This is a genomic window from Phreatobacter stygius (assembly GCF_005144885.1).
Taxonomy (GTDB): Bacteria; Pseudomonadota; Alphaproteobacteria; order Rhizobiales; family Phreatobacteraceae; genus Phreatobacter; species Phreatobacter stygius.
The window spans coordinates 5,782,383-5,801,101 of the sequence record NZ_CP039690.1 but is presented as its reverse complement, the minus strand read 5'-3'; the positions used below and the strand labels follow the sequence as shown (position 1 = coordinate 5,801,101).

Below are 18,719 nucleotides of genomic sequence, written 5' to 3'. Positions count from 1 at the left end.
GAGACGGTGCGTCTCAGCCGGCCTGCTGGTCCAGCGCCCAGGTCAGGACCCGCCGGTACAGGCGTTCCGACATTGTCTTGGGAACATCCAGGGCCATGCGCCGGAGCTCGGGACCATGCCGGTCCGGCGCCCCGCCGGCCATGAGCGAGGCGAGCAGGACCCAGGCCTGCGACCAGGAGCCGGCCATGCGGTCGCGCAGCAGCGCCAAAGCCGGCAGGAGCTTGCGCTCTTCGTCGGTGAAAGCCGTGCCGAACGGAAACGGCTGGCAGAACCCGCGCGCCTTGGCGGCCCGCAAAGCCCCGGCGATGCGCTCGCGCGTATTGTCCCGGTGCGCGTCCGGCAAACGGAAGCCGGCCTCCAGCTTGCGGCTCTTGCGGGCCTGCGCGGCAAGCTCGCCCTGGAATTTCTGGTCGGCGATCGCCAGCATCGCGACGATGCAGTCGCGGTCGGATCGGCCGCGAAGATCCGCCACGCCATATTCGGTGATCACGATATCGCGCAAATGCCGGGGAATGGTCGTGTGGTCGGAATTCCACAGGAGCCGCGAGTGGCGCTCGCCATGGAACCGGCGCCAGGCGTTCAAGGTGATGATCGAGCGGGCCCCGTCGAGCGCGAAGGCCTGGGCGACGAAATTATACTGGCCGCCGACACCCGACACCACGCGGCCGCCGCCGAGGCCGTCGGACACCACGTCGCCGAGCAATGTCACCATCATGGCGCTGTTGACGAAACGGGCGTCGACCCGGTCGCGACGCTTGGCCGCCTCATCGCCGAAGATCTCGTTGACGAAGGAGATCGGGCGCATCTGGAACAGGTCGCGCTCGGCGTCGGGCAGGTCGCGCAGGAAGCGATAGAAATCCTCGGAGCCGACGAAGAAGCCGGCATGCAGCAAGGCGCCGTCGGCGGCCCGGCGTTTCAGGATGCGCTCACGATAGAGCTCGGCGAAACCATCGACGAACATCTCGCTGGTCGCATAGAGGCCGAGGTCGAACCGCCCGGTCTCGCGCTCGCCGATGGTATCGCGGCCGTCGAGGCCCCGCAGCGTCTCGGCGAACAGCTCAGGGTCGCGATGGCGCATGATCAGCGCCGCCGTCACCGCGTCGCCGAGCGAGCCGATGCCGATCTGCAGCGTGCCGCCATCCTTGACCAGGCTTGCCGCGTGAATGCCGATGGCATGGTCGGCATCCGAGACCGGCTCCTTGGGCGGCGCGAACAGGCGCGGCTCCGCTCCCGGTGTCTCCAGCACGAGCTTGAACGCGCTTGCCGGCAAGGCCGCCTCGCCGGCCATGAAGGGCAAGGCTGAATTGACCTCGCCGACCAGCAGGAACTTGCGGCCGCTCGCCTTGAGCCGCGGCAGGAGATCGAGCGTGGTGTCGCTGTTGCAGGACAGGCTGTAGCGGGCCGCCTCGCCTTCGCCGCGCCGGGCGACCAATTGGGCGATGACATTGAGGCCGCGGTCGAAAATATAACGCGCGGCATGGGTGTAATTGGCGCTGATATAGGCCTGCTGCATCGCCGGCACCTCGAGCCAGCGGCCGGCCTGCAGGAAGAACTCGCTGACCGTCACATTGTCCGGCAGCGTGCCGTCGCGTAGCGCCCTGGCATAGGCCGGCACCTGGTAGCCAGCGAACAGCCGCTGGTTCAACGGCTCGACGAAGCGGCGCTCCATGTCGGAGGACCAGCGCGGCGGCTCCAGCGTCAAGGCGGTGAAGATATCGAGACGAATGGCCCGGTCGGCGGCGGCGCGGGCAAACAGCGCATCGGCGATCCGGACCGATTTGCCGAGACCGAGCGGCAGGCCGAGCACGATCCGGCCGTCCAGCTCATCGATGATGCGGTCGGCAATGGCAGCGGCATCGCTGTGGACGGCCGGCCCGCTCATGCCAAGGCCGGCCCCGGCTTTGCCAGATCGCGCCAGCCCTCGTCGGGCCGGAACCTGGCGCCGTGGACCGCTTCGAGACGGCTCAAGGCCGCGACGACCTCCTCGATGCCGCGCTCGCGGGCATAATGGATCGGCCCGCCCCGGAACGGCGCAAAGCCGGTGGCGAAGATCATCGCGCCATCCAGCGTATCGGCATCGGCGACGACGCCTTCGCGCAACAGCCTGACGCAGGTGTTGAGCATGGGCATGACCAGGCGGTCGGCCAGGTCGGCGTCGGGTGCCGGGGCTTCCGCCTTTACCGGTTTGCCGTCCTTGTCGTAGGCGTAGAGCCCCTTGCCGGTCTTGCGGCCGAGCTCACCCTTGGCGACCTTCTGGCGCAGCCAGTCGGGAATGTCGGGCAGCGGGTCGGCCAGCGACCGCTTCAGCATCTCGGCAACATGCAGGCCAATGTCGAGCCCAACCTGGTCGGCAAGCTCGATCGGCCCCATGGGCATGCCGAAATCCCTGGCCGCCTGGTCGATGGTTTCCTTCCGCATGCCCTCGTCGAGCATGACGAAAGCTTCGCTCAGATAGGGCGTCAGGGCGCGGTTGACCAAAAAACCGGGCGAGCTCCGGACCGGCGCCGGCAGCCGGTCGATCCGGCCGCAGAAGGCGCGCGCCCGGGCCAGCGTCTCCGGGCTGGCCTGATCGTGCGCAACGATCTCGACCAGTTCCATGCGGGTGACCGGATTGAAGAAATGCACGCCGACCAGCCGGTCCGGCAAGGCCAGGCCCTCGCGCAGGGTCTCCAAGGGGATGCTCGACGTATTGGTCGCCAGGATCGCGTCCGGTTTCATGACCGTGGCGAGGCTCGCAAAGACCTTTTTCTTGATCTCCGCATCCTCGGCGATCGCCTCGATGACGATATCGGCACGCGCTGCGCCGTCGCCGCCGAGGTCAGGCATCAGCCGATCGAGCGCATCCCGGCGCGCGATGCCGGAATGAAGCCGTTTGTCGTAGAAGGACGAGGCCCGTCCGATCGCCTTGCCGAGCGCCTTGCGGTCGAGGTCGGCCAGCGTGACGGTGAGGCCACGCGCCGCGCACCAGGCCGCGATATCGCCGCCCATGGTGCCGGCGCCAATGACATGGACGTGGTCGATCCGGCTGTCGCCCTTGCCCAGGGCCTTGAGCCCTTCACGCAGGAAGAAGACGCGGATCAGGTTCTGCGCGGTCTTGCCGGCGAGCAGTTCCGCGAAGGAGCGGATTTCCGCCGGCTGCATGGCCTTCTTGTCGCTGCCATGCTCCTCCCACAGCGAGATCAGCCGATAGGGCGCGGGATAATGCTCCGCCGGCGCCTGTTTCTCGGCTTCCGCGCGCATGCGCTTGCCGGCGAGGCGCCGGGCCGCGCCGAGAGCGAAGGCCGGGCTCATCCAGCCCCGGCCGGCGCGCTTCAGCCCACCTGATATCGCGGCACCCACGGCATGGGCGACGTGGCGCTCCTCGACCACGGCATCGACCAGCCCGAGACGCCTCGCCTTGGCGGCATGGACCGACCTGCCGGTCAGCATCATGGTCATCGCTTCGATGGGGTCGATCAGCGTGGGCAGGCGGAAGGTTCCGCCGAGCCCCGGATGCAGGCCGAGCAAGACTTCGGGGAAGCCGAAACTCGCGCCGTCGACCGCGATGCGGTGGCGGCAGGCAAGCGCCAGTTCCAGGCCGCCGCCGAGGCAATGGCCGTGGACGACGGCAACGGTCGGAATGCGCAAGGCGGCCAGCCGGTCGACGATGTCGTGGGCGCCGCGCATCCGCGCCTCGATCTCGGCGACATCGGCGACGCCGCGAAAGTCGCGGATATCGGCGCCGGCCGCGAAGCCGCCGGTTTTGGCCGAGCGCAGGACCAGCCCTTTCACGCCGAGACCGGCGATCTCGGCGAGCATGGTGTCGAGTTCCCGCATCACCTCTTCGGACAGGGTATTGGCGTTCTCGCCGGCCCGGTCGAGGATCAGCCAGGCGATGCCGTCGTCATCCTTCTTCAGGTGCCAATGGCGCAGGCGGGTCAGCGTCGCCGCCGGCCCCATCGCCATTTCACGAGCGGCGAGCACGCCGCGGACCGGCACGGATCTGTCGCGCATCACGCCACCTCCAGCAGCATGGCGCCGCCCTGCCCGCCGCCGATGCACTCGGTGGCAACGCCACGCTTCATGCCGCGCCGCCTGAGCGTATTGGCCAGATGCAGCACGATGCGGTTGCCGCTCGTGCCGACGGGATGGCCGAGACTGATCGCGCCGCCGTCGACATTGAGCCGGTCGTGATCGATCAGGCCGAAGGGCGTGTCGCGGCCGAGCACGGCGCGGCAGAAGCGCTCGTCGTTCCAGGCCGCGAGACAGCCAAGCACCTGGGCGGCGAAGGCCTCGTTGATCTCCCAGATGTCGATGTCGTCACGGCCAAGGCCGCGCCGCTCCAGGATCGGGGTCGAGGCCAGCACCGGCCCGAGCCCCATGATCGCGGGATCGAGGGCTGCCCATTCGCTGTCGACGATGCGCGCCAGCGGCGTCAGCCGATGTTTTTCGACCGCGGCTTCGGAGGCCAGGATCACCCAGGACGCGCCGTCGGTGATCTGCGAGGAATTGCCGGCGGTGACCTTGCCGTAGGGGCGCTCGAACACCGGCTTCAGCGCACCGAGCTTGTCCATCGTGCTATCCGGCCTGACGCCGTCGTCCTTCTCGAAGAGAGTACCGTCGCTGGCGATCGCCGGTATCACCTCATTGTCGAGGTCGCCGGCCTCCTGGGCACGGGCCAGCCTGCGGTGGCTTTCCAGCGCATAGGCATCGGCCGCCGCGCGCGAAATGGCGAAGAGGTGGCCAACCACTTCGGCGGTCTGTCCCATGTTCAGTTCGGTGATCGGATCGGTCAGGCCGCGCTCGAGGCCAATGACCGGCTGGAAGAAATCGGGCCGCAGGCCGCCGAGAGCCGCGGCCTTCTGCAAGGCCGACTTGGCTCCGGCAAAGCGGCCGAACCATTCCACCGCCTCGCGCCGCAGCACCAGCGGCGCATGGCTGAGGGCTTCGGCGCCGCCGGCCAGGATCAGATCGGCCTTGCCCGCCTCGATCGTCCGGAACGCCGTGTCGATCGACTGCATGCCCGAGCCGCAATTGATCTGCACGGTGAAAGCCGTCATCGCCTCGCCCAGGCCGAGGCGAAGGGCTGCCACCCGTGCCGGGTTCATTTCGTCGGCAATGACGTTGACGCAGCCGAGGATGACCGTGTCGAAAGCGGCGCGCGGAAACGGCTGGCGCAGCAGTAAAGGCCGGCCGCACTGGACCGCCAGATCGACCGGCGTGAACGGACCGGGCTTGCCGCGCGCCCTGAGGAACGGCGTTCGTGCGCCGTCGACCAGATAGACCGGCCGGCCGCCGTCGCGCGCCGCTGGCCCCGCATCCTCCGACATCGTCATTCCGCAGCCTCGCGCCCACCCGCCGCGAAGGCCTTGGCCCCCTCGGCCTTGGCATGATCGTGCTGCGCTGCAAGTGGCGCGACATCGTCCATGGGAAATGCGTCGACCGCAACCACCCGATCGACCGCCTGTTTCAGCCGGGCGAGCTGATCGAACTCGCCATCGTCGATGACGCCCTGGCGGCGCGCCTCCGCGGCATCGCGGATTTTCGCCTCGCGCAGCTTCCGGTCGATCGGTTCGGCCGCCACGACGAGCTGGAAGGCGTGCTCCAGATCGGCGAGCGGGTGATCCGCCCGTCCCTCGCCCCAATAGAGACCAGGCGTCAGGCGGTCGCGTTGCGCCGAGGGTTTCAGCAGGACCTCGGCGACCTGGTTGGCGAGGTCATCCGACGGTTCGCGGCGCGGTACGCCAAGGGGAAAGGCGATGAAACCGACGAGATGGGCAGCCCAGCGCGCCGGCAGATTGGCCAAAACGCCTTCGAAGGCCAGCGCGAGCCGGCCGGCGCCCTGCGCCATGATGTAGTCGACGATCGGCTGATCCTCGGCGATCCGTCCCTCGTCCTCGTAACGCTTCAGCACGGCGCCGAGCAGGTAGAGCTCCGAGAGGATGTCGCCGAGCCGCGCCGACAGCATTTCCTTGCGCTTCAGGGCGCCGCCCAGCGTCAGCAGCGCCAGGTCCGAGACCAGCGCGAAGGCCGCCGCATGGCGCGACAGCATCCGCCAATGATGCGCGAGCCCGACGCCGGCGGGCGCCGGCGCGAAACGACCGCCCGACCAGCCACGGCCCAAGGCCCGGAACGTGTTCGTGACGGCGTGGCCGGCATGGCCCCAGAAACTGCGGTCGAACTGATCCAGGCCCTTGGCCTTGTCGGGCTCCGACAGCGCCAGCATTTCCTTCAGCATGAAGGGATGCGAACGGATCGCCCCCTGGCCGAAAATCATCAGATTGCGGGTGAGAATATTGGCGCCCTCGACCGTGATGCCGATGGGCACCGAGCGATAGAGACCGCCGAGATAGTTTTTCGGGCCATCGATGATCGCCTTGCCGCCATGGATATCCATGGCCTTTTCGACCGATCGCCGCATGCGTTCGGTGGCATGATATTTCATGATCGCCGAGATGACCGAGGGCTTGTGGCCCTGGTCGAGTGCTGCGACCGTCAGCCGGCGCGCCGCGTCGAGCTGATAGGCATTGGCGGCAAGGTCGGCCAGGTGCAGCCGGATGCCCTCGAACTGGCCGATCGGCACGTGGAACTGGCTGCGCACCCGGGCATAGGCGCCGGTCGCCCGCGCGCACATCGCCGCGCCCGCGGCCGACTGGGACGGCAGTGAAATGCCGCGGCCGGCGGCCAGCGCCGTCATCAGCATCTTCCAGCCCTCGCCGATCTGCTTCTCGCCGCCGAGAACCCAGGACAAGGGGATGAAAACGTCCTCGCCGTGCAGCGGGCCGTTCTGGAAATGGGTCATTTGCGGAATGTGCCGCTCGCCATGGTGGACGCCCGGCGTCGCGGTCGGCAGCAGCGCCACGGTGATGCCGAGATCATTGCCGCGACCAAGGAGGTTGTTCGGATCCTGCAGCTTGAAGGCAAGCCCCATGACGGTGGCGACCGGGCCAAGCGTGATATAGCGCTTGTGGAAATTCAGCCGGATGCCGAGCACCTCCCGGCCCTCGTGCTGGCCGTGCTCGACGATGCCGATATCGGTCATGGCCGCGGCGTCCGAACCGGCATCCGCCGAGGTCAGGCCGAAGCAGGGAATTTCCGCACCTTCGGCGAGGCGTGGCAGCCAATAGTCGCGCTGCTCGTCGGTGCCGAAATGCACGAGCAATTCGCCCGGCCCGAGCGAGTTCGGCACCATGACCGTGACGCCGGCGACCACGCTTGCCGACGACACCGTGCGCACCACCTCCGAATGCATGGTGTTGGAAAAACCCAGGCCGCCGTAACGTTTCGGGATGATCATGCCGAAGAAGCGCTGCTCGCGCATGTAGCGCCAGACCTCGGGCGGCAGATCGCGGTCGTGCCAGGTGATGGTCCAGTCATCGACCATCCCGCAGAGTTCGCGGACCGGGCCGTCCATGAAAGCCTGCTCTTCGTCGGTCAGCCGCGCCGGCGCCATGGCAACAAGCTGCTGCCAGTCGGGATTGCCGGTGAACAGCTCGCCGTCCCACCAGACCGTGCCGGCTTCGATGGCGTCCCGTTCGGTCTCCGAGATCGGCGGCATGGCGCGCTTGGCCCAGTTGAAGATGGGCCGGGACAGGACGTTCATTCGGATCGAGCGCAGGATCATGGCCACCATCGTCGCATTTCGCCTGAACCTAGAATGCGGCAGGCCGCCGTTGGGTTCCCTCGGCGCCGATCGCCCGGCGCCGAACCCTTGAGGAAGCGTCATGATGATCGCGACCACGCGCCGGCCACCGCGACCTTGCCCGCGATGAACGGCCGCGCAATCGCAACAATCTTAACCAAGCGATTTCACCAAAACTTAGGGTCAGCACGGTAAAAAGATACCTGAAATTGCACTTCAATATTTAGTTGAACGCAGCGCAACGAAGACAATAAGAAGAACAATCATTGCTCGAGATACTAAATATCAAGGGACTATGATGACTCGAAAACCCGGCGATCTTCTTGTCAAATCGATCGCCTGCCTGAGGCGAAAGCCCGGTCGATCCACCGACCCCGGTCTTGGCCAATCCGGACTTGGCCAATCCGGTCTTGGCCAATCCGATCACAGCCTGCATCGCAAGCTCTGGATCGGCACCGGCATCGTGACGGTCTGCACGATCGTTCTGGCGATGAGCCTGCTGGTCCGGAGCTATGACGATTTCGTCACCGCACGCCGGAACCTGCACGACGTTTCGGACTATGGGCAGCTCCTGGAAACCGCCAACCTGCTCTCCGCCGAGCGCGGTCCGACCAATGGCGTGCTGGGAGAAGAAGCCTCCGTCGACAGCGCGTCGCGCCAGCGTCTCGCCCAGTTCCGCAGGGCCAGCGATGCCGCGCTCGCCCAGCTGACCGGCCACGCCAGAACGCCCGCGGCGTCGGACCATCTTCATGTCCCGCCGGCCATCCTGGACCGGGTGCTGCAGCAATTGACCCGCGCCCGCGCCGAGGTCGACCGGCTCGGCGCCATGCCGCTGCAGGATCGTCGCCTGGCCGAGATCCAGCATGCCATCGAGAGCATGTTCGCGGTGGTCGACCTGCTGCAGCCGGCCATAGGCTGGAAGGTCCAGCGGCTGATCGAACGCGACGCAAGCCTGGCCGGGCCGGTCCTCATCGGCCAGATGCTCGGCGATCTGCGTGAATATGGCGGCCGGATCGCGTCGCAGATCATGGCCCCGATCGCCGCGCGCCAGCCGCTGGCGCTCGCCAACCTGATCGACTTCAGCCGGACTCGCGGCCGCCTGCTCGAGCTTTGGCAATTGGTCGGCCGGCAGACCAATTCCGCCGCCGATCCGCGCCTCGCCGATGTCAGGCACACTGCCGAACAGCAGTTCTTCGGCCAGGGACTGACCATGCTCGACGATCTCGTCCAGGAAGGCCGCCGGTCCGGCGACTATTCGATGACACCGGCCGAACTGACCGCGCGTTTCGTGCCGACGCTACGGCCGCTCGAGCAGTTGCGCCGCGGTTTTCTCGACCAGACGATCGAACAGGTTTCGGCCGATCGCGACCGGGCGCTGCGCACCCTTGCGGCGACGGCCGGCCTGACCACGGCCATTCTGGCGATCCTGGCCGGCCTGATCGTCTCGGCGCAACGCTTCGTGTTCAGGCCGCTGCTGCTGGCCCGCAACATGGTGATCGCGCTGGCCGAGGATCGCGATGTCACCCCATCCGCCGATCCCTCGCGCGCCAGGGAAATGAACCGCCTGTTCGATGCGATCGAGGTGCTGCGCGGCAAGCTCAGGGAACGCGCGGTGCTGACCGGCCAATTGAAGCTGCTGGCCGAGACGGACGGCCTGACCGGCCTGTTGAACCGCGGCGCACTCGAACGGATCGGCGAGACCGACGCCGCCTATCAGGGGCTCGGCGGGGACATCTGCCTGATCCTCATGGACATCGACCATTTCAAGCAGGTCAACGACCGGCACGGCCATCTGGTCGGCGATCAGGTGCTCACCGATGTCGCCGGCCTGGTGCGGTCTGTGCTCAGGCCAGGCGATATCGTCGCCCGTTTCGGCGGCGAGGAGATCGCCATCCTGGTTGCGGGTGACGACATCGATGCCGCGGCCGGTCTGGCGAAGCGGATGCGGCTCGCGCTGCAGCAGCACGACATCGTGGTTGCGAGCGGCGGACGCCTGGCGGTGACGGCCAGTTTCGGCGTCGCCCGCGGCCGCCGCGGCAAGCAGGCCTGGCATCATCTGATCGAGGCTGCCGACGCCGCTCTCTATCGGGCCAAATCGGACGGGCGCAATCGCGTCCGCTGCGCGCCGCGGTCGTTGGCGGTCGTCCCGCAGGCGATCGACGCGCCGCTGCCGGAACAGCCGCGCCCCCGCGAGATCAGGCGCTGAACCGCGTCCGCAGACCGTCCCCGGGTGGCGCCTCCCCTCCCCATCGGCTCACGGTGATGCCGGGCGGCCGCGGCGGCGCGGCGGCGCCCGGTCGGCCAGCCATTTCGTCACCGCTTCGGCGAATTCAGGCGGTGTCTTGGCGGTGACGCTCGCCGCGATATCGGCCAGCGTGCGCTCGGCAAGCACGGCGCGCATGCGCGCCTCGGCCTCCAGCATGATGGCGTGGATCGAGCAGACGCCACGCGTCGCCCAGGTCTTCGGCTTGCCGCCAAACACCGCGCAGCGGCCGCGGATATCGCGGCATTCGAACAGCGACTTGTCGCCGTCGATCGCCGTGATGACATCCAGCACGCTGATCGCGCCGGCGCCCCGGGCAAGCCGGAACCCGCCGCGCGCGCCCTCGGTCGCGGCCACCAGGCCGGCCTTCTGCAGCTTGGTGAACAGCTTGGCGACATATTCGGCCGGCACGCCCTGCAGTTCCGCGAGGTCGCGGGTGCTCAGCGGCGGCGCCTCTTCATCGTCGCTGCCGACCAGGTAAAGCAGGCTGTGCAGGCCGTATTCGACCCCCGTCGTAATGTGCGCCATGACAACTCCGACATCTCCTGTCGTAGCCATAGAAGCAATCGCCGCAGGATCAAGCGCGGCGACCACGAGCGCAACCCTTGCAGACCCGACGCCGGCAAGCAGGACGGCGGCGAATGCGACGGCGGTTCAGCCGGGATCGGCCGCCGCCAGGGCCACCTTCCGATCGGCGGCCGGCGGGTAGATCCGCTGCGTGTTGATCATCCGCTTGATCGCCTTCGCCTCGGCGCCGACCAGCGTCACCCGGCGATCCCAGCCTTCCGAAAAGACCGCCCCCCAGGCGCCGAGATCGAGACAGGTGACATAGCGCAGCTGCCGGTAAGGCCTGGTCGGCAGGCCGATCAGGTCCGCCGCGACATTGTGCCCGGCGATCCGGCCCATGGTGGTTGCATGCTGGCACGACATCAGGGCGTGGTGGCCCTGGTCGTCGGTCAGGGCGAACGCGACGTCGCCGGTCGCAAAAACCGTGTCGTGGCCGGGAACGCGCAGATCGGCTGCGACATGCAGGCGGCCGAGGTGATCCTTTTGGCCGTCGATCTCGGAGGTCAGCGGGCTCGCCCGCAACCCCGCCGTCCAGATCACCGTCCGGGCGGCGATGTGGTCGCCGGTCGAGGTCGTCAGGCCCTCAGCGTCGATCGCGGTCACCGTCGTGCCGACACGCCTGACGATGCCGAGAGCGTCGAGCGCCTCGACGATCGCCGGGCGCGGCCCCGGACCGAGATCGGGGCCAATATCGGCGGCCTGTTCGACCACGATGACATTGATGCCGGTGGTGGCGCCCAAGGCCGCGCGCAGACGCGCGGGAAGCTCGGCGGCGATTTCGATGCCGGTGAAGCCGCCGCCGACCACCACCACGGTGTTGCGGGCCGGCGTGTCCGGCAATTCGGCCAGGCGGGTGAGATGGGCATCCAGCGCGCTGGCCTCGTGCAATTGATCGATGCTGTGGGCGAATTCGTGCAATCCCGGCAGATCCGGGCGATGCAGCCGGCTTCCGGCGGCGAGCACGAGCCGGTCGTAGGCGACCGTGAACCGGCCTCCCCCGGCATCGACGGCCTCGACGCTGGATGTCTCCGGATAGAGGCGCTCGACACGGCCCTGGATGTAGCGGATGCCGGCCGCTTCGAAGAGAGCCGCGAGCGGCGCGGTCATGCCGGCCGGCCCGGCCTCGTGCAGCCTCGGCCTGACATGCAGGACCGGCTCGGGCGCAATCAGGGCGATTTCGATCGCGCCGTCGGCCTTGCCTTGACTGTCGAGCAGCCGTGCCGCGCCCAGCGCCGACCACATGCCGGCAAAGCCAGCGCCCACGATGAGAATTCTCTGCGTCATGGCCGGCTCGTCTCCATCTTGCTCGGTCGCCACGGGGCTATAACTACGACTCGATGAGTCGTAGTTATAATGCATCGCCACGGCCGATCAAGCCGGTGAACGGGACTACCCCGCCTCTCCTGGGGTCTTCGCCTAAAATTGCATCAATGCACAAATGAAATGACTGATGTGCGACTTTGCATGCGTTTTCTCAATTTCGTGATTGGCACGTGATCGGCCGGGCTCCTATCTCCGGGATGTCGACGGCGGACACCTCCCGACGACAGCGAAACAAACATCCCGGATCTGGCGTGTCCCTCCCACCACCGGGTTTTCCAATGGAGACTGTCATGAAGAAGCTGATCCTTGCCGCCACCCTTTTCGCCCCGCTCGCCCTGGCCGCTCCGGCTCTTGCCGACGACAGCGCCGGGTTCGTCGAGACCCCTGCCGTTTCGACCTACGCCCCGAACCAGCCGCGCGAGTTCACCGCCCGCCACGGCCAGGTCTCGAACGCCGATCAGAGCCTGATCAGCCGCGAAGTCGTGCCGTCCTCGGCTTTCTCGTCCACGAACTGAGCACCGGCGCCGCTTGGCGCCTCGGCACACTCGAACCGTCCCGGCCTGAGGCGTTCACCGCCAGCCGGACAACACACATGGAGACCATCATGAAGAAGTTCATCCTTGCCGCGACCCTGGTCGCCCCGCTCGCCCTGGCCGCCCCGGCTTTCGCCGACGATACGGCCGGCTTCATCGCAACGCCGTCGGCCTCGGCCACTGCGCCGAGCCAGCCGCGCGAGTTCACCGCTCGCCACGGCCAGGTCTCGAATGCCGGCCAGAGCCTGATCAACCGCGAGGTGCCGTCTTCGGCCTTCTCGTCGGCGAACTGAACCTGGTCCAGCCGACCGCGCCTGCAGGCCGGCACCAAGCCGGTCCTTCCCAACACCAACGCCGGGGCGCAAACCCCGGCGTTTTCTGTTGTTCCGGCGCGGAAGCCGTATGATGGCTTCCATGCATGCCCGGCGTAACGCCGAGCGGCATTCGTTGCACCCGCGCAAGGCCCGTTCCGCGCAACCGATTTCAATCCGCCCACCCGCTCAGAAATAGCGGCAGACGCGGCCATAGCCATTCCACCAGCACCGCACGGCCAGACGGCGGGGCCGGACGTAATAGCGGCGAACGTAGTAGCGCCGGCGCACGATGTAATATTGCATCTCACGTGGCCCGTTGCCCGAGCGCGCCCCGGCAAGGCCCCGGCGCAGGTCGGCGACGTTGCGCGCCGGATCGGCCGCCGGGCCATCGGCGACGGGCGTGGCACCGGCGAATGCCGGGCCGGCATTGGCATGCGACGTCATGGCGGCGGCAACCAGGCCGCCACCAATGATGGCCAGCAGTGAACGACGAGCGATCATGTCAGCATCTCCAAGGGTTGGCCGGCAGCGGCCGGCTGATCGGGCATTGACGCCCGCCTTGGTAGGAGCGCTGGACATGGCCCGGAATTGATGCGGCTTGCTGGCGGTTGCGACAGGTTCCGCATCGGCGGGAACCGGCCGCCGGGCCGCTCGAAGGGCGTCCAGCCGCCGCCTCGCGCCCGATGAGGAGGCCCCGCCATCGCTGTATCGGCTTGTGGCAAACCGGCAACAGACCCCGCCGCAACACACCAACAGTCAGCATATGCTGACTGTTCATCGGCCTCCCCCTCCGCGCAGACTGCCCTATGGAAACCGATCACGTCGCCAGACCAGCGGCGACGTCGGGGCGGTTGCCAGGGGATGCGGGGGCCTGCTCGAATGACGGCAGAATGGCATCGGCCTGGATCCGGCCTCAGAGCCAGGGAATGCAGCGGCCCGCGACCGCCGCTTCCCTGGCTCGTCGTCCTGGCGGCCGTGATGGCGCTATCGGCTGTGATGGCTCCGACATCGGCCAGGGCAGGAAGTGTTTGCGGCGTGAGCGCCGACGGGTCCGCCCCGCTCACCGGACAAGGAGCCACAGCCGCGGGCGCGGTCGCCTTCGCATGTGGACCCGGCGCACAGGCTGACGGATTCATCGGAGAGAATACGGCTGTCGGCCGCGACGCGAACGCCCGGGGCGACCAGGCCGGCAATACCGCTCTGGGCTCCGACGCCTTCGCTCAGGGCAACCAAGCCAACAATACCGCTATAGGCACCGATTCTCGCGCCGGGGGCGATGCGGGCCACAATACCGCGGTCGGCTTCGGCGCGAACGCTGCGGGCATCGCCAGCAACAATACCGCGATCGGCGAATTCGCAAACGCTGGGGGCAGCCAGGCCAACAATGTCGCGATCGGCGGCGCGGCGACCGCTTCGGGCGCCAACCGCTCGAGCACCGCGGTCGGCTTTGACGCCAGGGCGACCGGCGTCGACACCGCGGCTTTCGGCGCCACCTCGCGGGCCACCGGCGTCAACGCTTCGGCCTTCGGCAGGGGCGCCCAGGCAACCGCCGACAATGCCGTCGCCGCCGGTTCCGGCGCGACGGCGAGCGGCACCGGCAGCGCGTCCTACGGCAATGCCAGCGTGGCCTCGGGCCTCACCGCGTCGGCCTTCGGCGCGGGCGCCCAGGCAACCGCCGACAATGCCTCCGCCATCGGCAGCGGCGCCGTGGCGGCGCACAGCAACGCCAGCGCCATCGGCCGGGGCGCGACGACGACACGCGCCAATCAGGTGATGGTCGGCAGCGCGAGCAACACCTATACGCTGGCCGGCATCGGTTCGGCCGCCAGCCGGGCGGCGCAGACCGGCCCGACCCAATTCGTCACCTCGGATGCCAGCGGCAATCTCGCGCTCAGCCCGATCAGCCCGGCGAGCCTGTCGGCGCTCGACGGCCGGATCGGCGCGCTCGAATCGGCGGTCGCCGGCCTGCAGGGCGATATTCGCCGGTCCTACGAAGGCACGGCGATCGCGCTCGCCATGGCGGGGGCGAACCTGCCGGACAGCAAGCGCTTCGCCGTCTCGGCCAATTGGGGCACGTTCCGCGGCGAACACGGCCTCGCGGCGACTGCCGCGGTGCGCTTGACCGACAATGCCTTCGTCCATGGCGGCATCGGCATCGGCACCAGCCGCGGCGGCATCGGTGGCCGCGCCGGCATCACCTTCGCCTGGTAGATGGGATGCCCGCGCGGCGCCAGAGCCCGATGAGGTCGCCCATCATCCTGCTGCTGGTCTGGCTTCTGCTGCCCAATGCCGCATTCGGCCAGCAGGCCCCGGCGGCATCACGGCCGGCCGGCGCGCCGCCCATTGCCGCCGCACCGACGGTGCCGAGGCCAGCACAGATCGACCGCAACGGCGTGCTGATCCTGATCCGCTCGACCATTCTCGCCGTGCATCATGCCAACCAGACCGGCAATTACACGGTGTTGCGCGACATGGGCGCACCTGGTTTCCAGAGCGTCAACACGGCCGCGCGGCTCGGCGAGATCTTCGCCAATCTGCGCGGCCAGAATTTCGACCTCTCCGGCGTCACCGTGCTGGAACCGCAGCTCACCGTCATGCCGCAGATCGAGGCGAACGGCATGATGCGCATGGCCGGCGTCTTCCCGTCCGTGCCCTTGCAGGTCAATTTCGAACTCCTGTTCGCGCCGGTCGAGGGCCGCTGGAAACTGTTCGGCATCGCGCTCAATCTCGGCCAGGCGACACCCGTGCCGCCGGCCGGCCCGGCGGACCCGGCGAGCAGTTCGCCGGCCGGTCCCCAGGCCGCGGCCGGCGCGGCGCCGGCGGCACAACGCCCGGCCCCGGTGCCGCTGCGGCCACCGCAAAGGCCGCCGCAATAGCCTGACCCGGCTCGAAAGACGCCCCTCGGCGTTCGAAACCGGCATGTGCAGTCGTGACATCCGGCGAAACCCGTGATCTTGTCACGGTGGGTCGCCAGCCTCGGTCTCTTCAGAGGATCGCGTCTCGTCGGTTCGAGGTTTGGCGCAGCAACCACCGCGGCGGCCCGGCATGACGTTCGACGACATTGCCGATCAGATCTATGAAGCGGCCTTCGTCCCGGAGCTCTGGCCTGCTGTGCTCGGAGCGCTGGGCGGGCTGACCGGCTCGGCATCCGGCGCGCTGATGGTGTTCGATGAAATCAAGCCGGTGCGCTTTCAGGCGACCGAGGTTTCCCACGACGAGATCGAGCGGTTTTGTACCAGCGACCTGTGGCGGCGCAGCGAACGCATCCAGCATTTCCAGGCCAATCCCTTCACCGGTTTCGTATCGGCCGAAGACTATTTCCCGCCGGGCCTGCTCGCGCGCGACGAGCCCCACATCAATCTGCAAGCGCTCGGCCTCGGCCAGCAGGTCGGAACGATCATTCCCATGCCGAGCGGCGAGCTTGTCGTCGTCGTGCTCGAACGATGGGCGAGAGACGGCCGCTATGATCCAACCGCCATCCCGGCGCTCGATCGCCTCTACCCGCATCTGGCGCGGGCCGGCCTGCTTGCCGCCCGGCTGGGGCTGGAGCGCGCGCGGGCAACGGTCGCAGCCCTCGATGCCATTGGCCTGCCCGCCGCCGTGATCAGGGCGTCCGGCCGGGTCCTGGCCGTCAACGGCCTTCTGCAGGCCATGCCGACGGTCTTTCTGTCGGTTGCCCATGGCGGCATGGCCATCACCGATGCCGCCGCCAACAGCCTCTTCCGGCACGCCGTCGCGGCCGCACGCGACGAGCACGATCCGGTGGTGCGGTCGATTCCCATTGCCGCGAAGGGCGGGCAGCCGGCGCTGATCGTTCACCTGCTGCCGCTCCGCCGCGCCGCGCGCGATATTTTCACCGACGGAGATGTACTGGTCGCCGTGACCGCGGTGAATGCCAGCGCCATCGTGCCCGAGCCGAGCATTCTCACGGGACTGTTCGATCTGACGCCGGCCGAGGCGAAGCTCGCCGCGGCGCTCGCGTCGGGACAGGCGCTCAGGGAAGCCGGTGCCGCGATGAGCCTGCGGTTCAGCACGACGCGCACCTACCTGGACCGGATCTTCCGGAAGACCGGCACCCATCATCAGAGCCAGCTCGTCGCCTTGCTGAAGGGCGCCGGGCCATTGCGGCGCTGAAGCGCGCCAGGGCGCGCGGTACTCGACAAGGCGACTGAATGGGCGTCGGCAGGCAGCCACTCCTGCGGCAGCGTCCGAGCGGCCATGGCGCCGTCGGAATTAGAAACGGCACGTGTCGTCACGAAAAGAGCAGGACAGACGCTCCCCCTCACCTGCCGACACGACAACATCTGCCGGCACTGCCGATCAAGATCAGATCATCGGTGGCTGGCGACCCCTTCGGGTGACAAAACGGCACGTGCCGTCACGCCGATCAAAGGCATGCCCGCCTTGCCTTCTGATGCCTGCAGTGCGAAGCCGTTGCTTTCGAGACTGGCTGTCAGCTTGTCCACGATGGCGGAGAGCTGCGCGGCCGAGGGTGGCTCATAGACCAGGTGCAGACGGCCGCCCGGCGCGAGAATGCGCCTGACGATCGCGAGCGCGCGCGCGGCCTCGATCCAGAACAGGTTGACGTTGACGGCAAAGACCGTGTCGAAACGCGCGCCGGCGAAGGCCGCGTCCGCCAGGCTCACCGCCTGGAAACGCGCCTTGCCGGACGCGACATGCCCGCGGTTTCTGAGCCGGGCGGCTTCGATCATGGCCGCCGAGCGATCGATCGCCAGGATGGATCCCGCCTCGCCCAGCCGCTCGCAGGCAAGGGCTACGGCCAGGCCGCGGCCGCAGCCGATCTCGAGCAGGCGATCGGCCGGCTGGATGGCGAGGCGTTCGACCGCAAAGGTCAGCCTTTGCGGCACGCCAGGATGTGAGGGGGTGATCGCAGCCTCCCATCGCAATGGCCGGTCGAGCGAACGGCCCGAGGCCGAGCATGCCGCGGCAAGGTGCCGAAAGAAACCGGGTCGCGCCGGTATCAGGCCCGGTCCCGGCGCTGCAGCTTGTCGAAGCGCTTGATGACCCGGTCCCGTTTCAGCCGCGACAGCCGGTCGATCCAGAAGATGCCGTCGAGCTGGTCGATCTCATGCTGCAGGCAGGCCGCGAGGAAACCATCCGCCTCGTCCTCTCGGGGGCTGCCGGCGAGATCGAGATAACCGACCTTGACCCGTGCCGGCCGCTCGATCGCCTCGGTCACCCCGGGCATGGAGACGCTGCCTTCGGTTTGCACAGCGGTCTCGGGCGAGGCCCAGGTGATTTCGGGGTTCACGTAGATCAGCGGCTCGGCTGCCGGATCCAGCCGGATGACCACCAGACGGATGAGATCGCCGACATGGGGTGCCGTCAGCCCGATGGCCGAGACTGCGGTCATCGTGTCCAGGATATCGTGCGCCAGGGCCCGCAAGGCCTCATCGCAAGCCGCGGCCGGCAGCGCCTTCAACCGCAAGCGCGGATCCGGATAGGCAATGACAGGTCGCGCCGGCACGGATCTCTCCCATGAACCGGCAAGGGTTAGCCCATCCGCGCGATCGCCGGAAGCGGCGGCTTCCACCGCCGCCGCCAGCCAGGCGCGCTCCGCTTTGGACAATCAATCAGCTTTAGCTGTTGGCTTCGTATTTGAAGGACACCTTGACCTTGGCCCGGTAGGCTTCGACCTTGCCCGCATTGATCTGCATGTCGAGCTGGACCACCTCGGCGATGCGCAGATCCCGCAGGCTCTCGCCGGCACGCTCGACGGCCGCACTCGCGGCCTTTTCCCAGGATTCGGTGCTGGTACCCACCAGCTCGATGACCTTGTAGACGCTCTCAGCCATGGTCGTTCTCCCTTGCCGATTGTTGTCATGCGCCGTGTTGTCATGCGCCGTGTTGTCATGCGCCGTGTTGTCATGCGTCTTGGCGGCAGGCCATGGAGAAAGATCCTGAGCGTTCCGGATCACGCTGAATTCCGGAGCGTCGCGAGCCTCCCGTCACAACCGGCCATTTCTGCGTTAGGGCATCACCGGTCCTGAACGGAATGCCCATCGACGATATCACGCGGCCGGCCGGCAGGCGACCGGACGCCCGGCCACGGCGCGGCACCGCATCCATGGGGGAGA

16 protein-coding genes are annotated in these 18,719 nt (G+C 67.9%); 6 read left to right on the top strand and 10 right to left on the bottom strand.

Features of this window, described 5'->3' with window-relative positions:
- Nucleotides 1-13: 13 nt before the first annotated feature.
- Genes E8M01_RS27425 through E8M01_RS27410 form a run of 4 tightly spaced genes read right to left on the bottom strand, consistent with a single transcriptional unit; the run spans nucleotide 14 to nucleotide 7,603 of the window.
- Nucleotides 14-1,882 carry an acetyl-CoA hydrolase/transferase C-terminal domain-containing protein gene (locus E8M01_RS27425; RefSeq protein WP_136963056.1) on the bottom strand — a complete coding sequence of 623 codons (1,869 nt, stop codon included), beginning with the start codon at nucleotides 1,880-1,882 and terminating at the stop codon, nucleotides 14-16.
- Nucleotides 1,879-3,993: a 3-hydroxyacyl-CoA dehydrogenase NAD-binding domain-containing protein gene (locus E8M01_RS27420; RefSeq protein WP_136963055.1), complete on the bottom strand. Its 2,115-nt coding sequence runs from the start codon at nucleotides 3,991-3,993 to the stop codon at nucleotides 1,879-1,881. The genes E8M01_RS27425 and E8M01_RS27420 overlap by 4 nt, the downstream gene beginning before the upstream one ends.
- Nucleotides 3,993-5,315, bottom strand: a complete 1,323-nt coding sequence (locus E8M01_RS27415) for an acetyl-CoA C-acetyltransferase (RefSeq protein WP_246088454.1) — start codon at nucleotides 5,313-5,315, stop codon at nucleotides 3,993-3,995. Before E8M01_RS27415 ends, E8M01_RS27420 begins: the two co-directional genes overlap by 1 nt.
- On the bottom strand, nucleotides 5,312-7,603 hold the full coding sequence (locus E8M01_RS27410) for an acyl-CoA dehydrogenase (protein ID WP_211596747.1): 2,292 nt from the start codon (nucleotides 7,601-7,603) through the stop codon (nucleotides 5,312-5,314). The genes E8M01_RS27415 and E8M01_RS27410 overlap by 4 nt, the downstream gene beginning before the upstream one ends.
- 316 nt (nucleotides 7,604-7,919) lie before the next feature.
- Between E8M01_RS27410 and E8M01_RS27405 the strand changes: the two genes are divergently transcribed.
- Entirely contained in the window at nucleotides 7,920-9,827 is a 1,908-nt protein-coding gene (locus E8M01_RS27405) for a GGDEF domain-containing protein (RefSeq protein ID WP_136963054.1), read from the top strand.
- A 48-nt stretch (nucleotides 9,828-9,875) separates the two neighbouring features.
- Here E8M01_RS27405 and E8M01_RS27400 read toward each other — a convergent pair whose 3' ends face one another.
- Both E8M01_RS27400 and E8M01_RS27395 read right to left on the bottom strand, forming a co-directional pair.
- On the bottom strand, nucleotides 9,876-10,412 hold the full coding sequence (locus tag E8M01_RS27400; protein ID WP_136963053.1) for an RrF2 family transcriptional regulator: 537 nt from the start codon (nucleotides 10,410-10,412) through the stop codon (nucleotides 9,876-9,878).
- 126 nt (nucleotides 10,413-10,538) lie between these two features.
- Nucleotides 10,539-11,735: an NAD(P)/FAD-dependent oxidoreductase gene (locus E8M01_RS27395; RefSeq protein ID WP_136964862.1), complete on the bottom strand. Its 1,197-nt coding sequence runs from the start codon at nucleotides 11,733-11,735 to the stop codon at nucleotides 10,539-10,541.
- A 329-nt stretch (nucleotides 11,736-12,064) separates the two neighbouring features.
- Between E8M01_RS27395 and E8M01_RS27390 the strand changes: the two genes are divergently transcribed.
- On the top strand, nucleotides 12,065-12,289 hold the full coding sequence (locus E8M01_RS27390; protein WP_136963052.1) for a hypothetical protein: 225 nt from the start codon (nucleotides 12,065-12,067) through the stop codon (nucleotides 12,287-12,289).
- 89 nt (nucleotides 12,290-12,378) lie between these two features.
- Nucleotides 12,379-12,600 carry a hypothetical protein gene (locus E8M01_RS27385; protein ID WP_136962205.1) on the top strand — a complete coding sequence of 74 codons (222 nt, stop codon included), beginning with the start codon at nucleotides 12,379-12,381 and terminating at the stop codon, nucleotides 12,598-12,600.
- Between the two features lie 207 nt (nucleotides 12,601-12,807).
- On the opposite strand, the gene E8M01_RS27380 is transcribed toward E8M01_RS27385, so the two are convergent.
- A complete protein-coding gene (locus E8M01_RS27380; RefSeq protein WP_136963051.1) occupies nucleotides 12,808-13,122 on the bottom strand; it encodes a hypothetical protein in 315 nt (104 codons plus the stop codon).
- A gap of 534 nt (nucleotides 13,123-13,656) precedes the next feature.
- On the opposite strand from E8M01_RS27380, the gene E8M01_RS27375 reads away from it, so the two are divergent.
- The 3 genes from E8M01_RS27375 to E8M01_RS27365 all read left to right on the top strand — a co-directional run bounded on the left by E8M01_RS27375 (nucleotide 13,657) and on the right by E8M01_RS27365 (nucleotide 16,755).
- On the top strand, nucleotides 13,657-14,832 hold the full coding sequence (locus E8M01_RS27375) for a YadA-like family protein (RefSeq protein ID WP_170182107.1): 1,176 nt from the start codon (nucleotides 13,657-13,659) through the stop codon (nucleotides 14,830-14,832).
- 29 nt (nucleotides 14,833-14,861) lie between these two features.
- Nucleotides 14,862-15,497 (top strand): hypothetical protein, encoded by a 636-nt coding sequence (locus E8M01_RS35625; protein ID WP_246088453.1) that lies wholly within the window; start codon nucleotides 14,862-14,864, stop codon nucleotides 15,495-15,497.
- Nucleotides 15,498-15,666: 169 nt separating this feature from the next.
- Entirely contained in the window at nucleotides 15,667-16,755 is a 1,089-nt protein-coding gene (locus tag E8M01_RS27365; RefSeq protein WP_136963049.1) for a helix-turn-helix transcriptional regulator, read from the top strand.
- 197 nt (nucleotides 16,756-16,952) lie between these two features.
- Here E8M01_RS27365 and E8M01_RS27360 read toward each other — a convergent pair whose 3' ends face one another.
- The 3 genes from E8M01_RS27360 to E8M01_RS27350 form a co-directional block, all read right to left on the bottom strand.
- On the bottom strand, nucleotides 16,953-17,489 hold the full coding sequence (locus tag E8M01_RS27360; protein ID WP_170182106.1) for a class I SAM-dependent methyltransferase: 537 nt from the start codon (nucleotides 17,487-17,489) through the stop codon (nucleotides 16,953-16,955).
- A gap of 113 nt (nucleotides 17,490-17,602) precedes the next feature.
- Complete coding sequence (locus E8M01_RS27355; protein ID WP_136963047.1) at nucleotides 17,603-18,109, bottom strand: peptide deformylase; 507 nt, start codon at nucleotides 18,107-18,109, stop codon at nucleotides 17,603-17,605.
- 112 nt (nucleotides 18,110-18,221) lie between these two features.
- Entirely contained in the window at nucleotides 18,222-18,437 is a 216-nt protein-coding gene (locus E8M01_RS27350; protein WP_136963046.1) for a dodecin family protein, read from the bottom strand.
- Nucleotides 18,438-18,719: the final 282 nt, after the last annotated feature.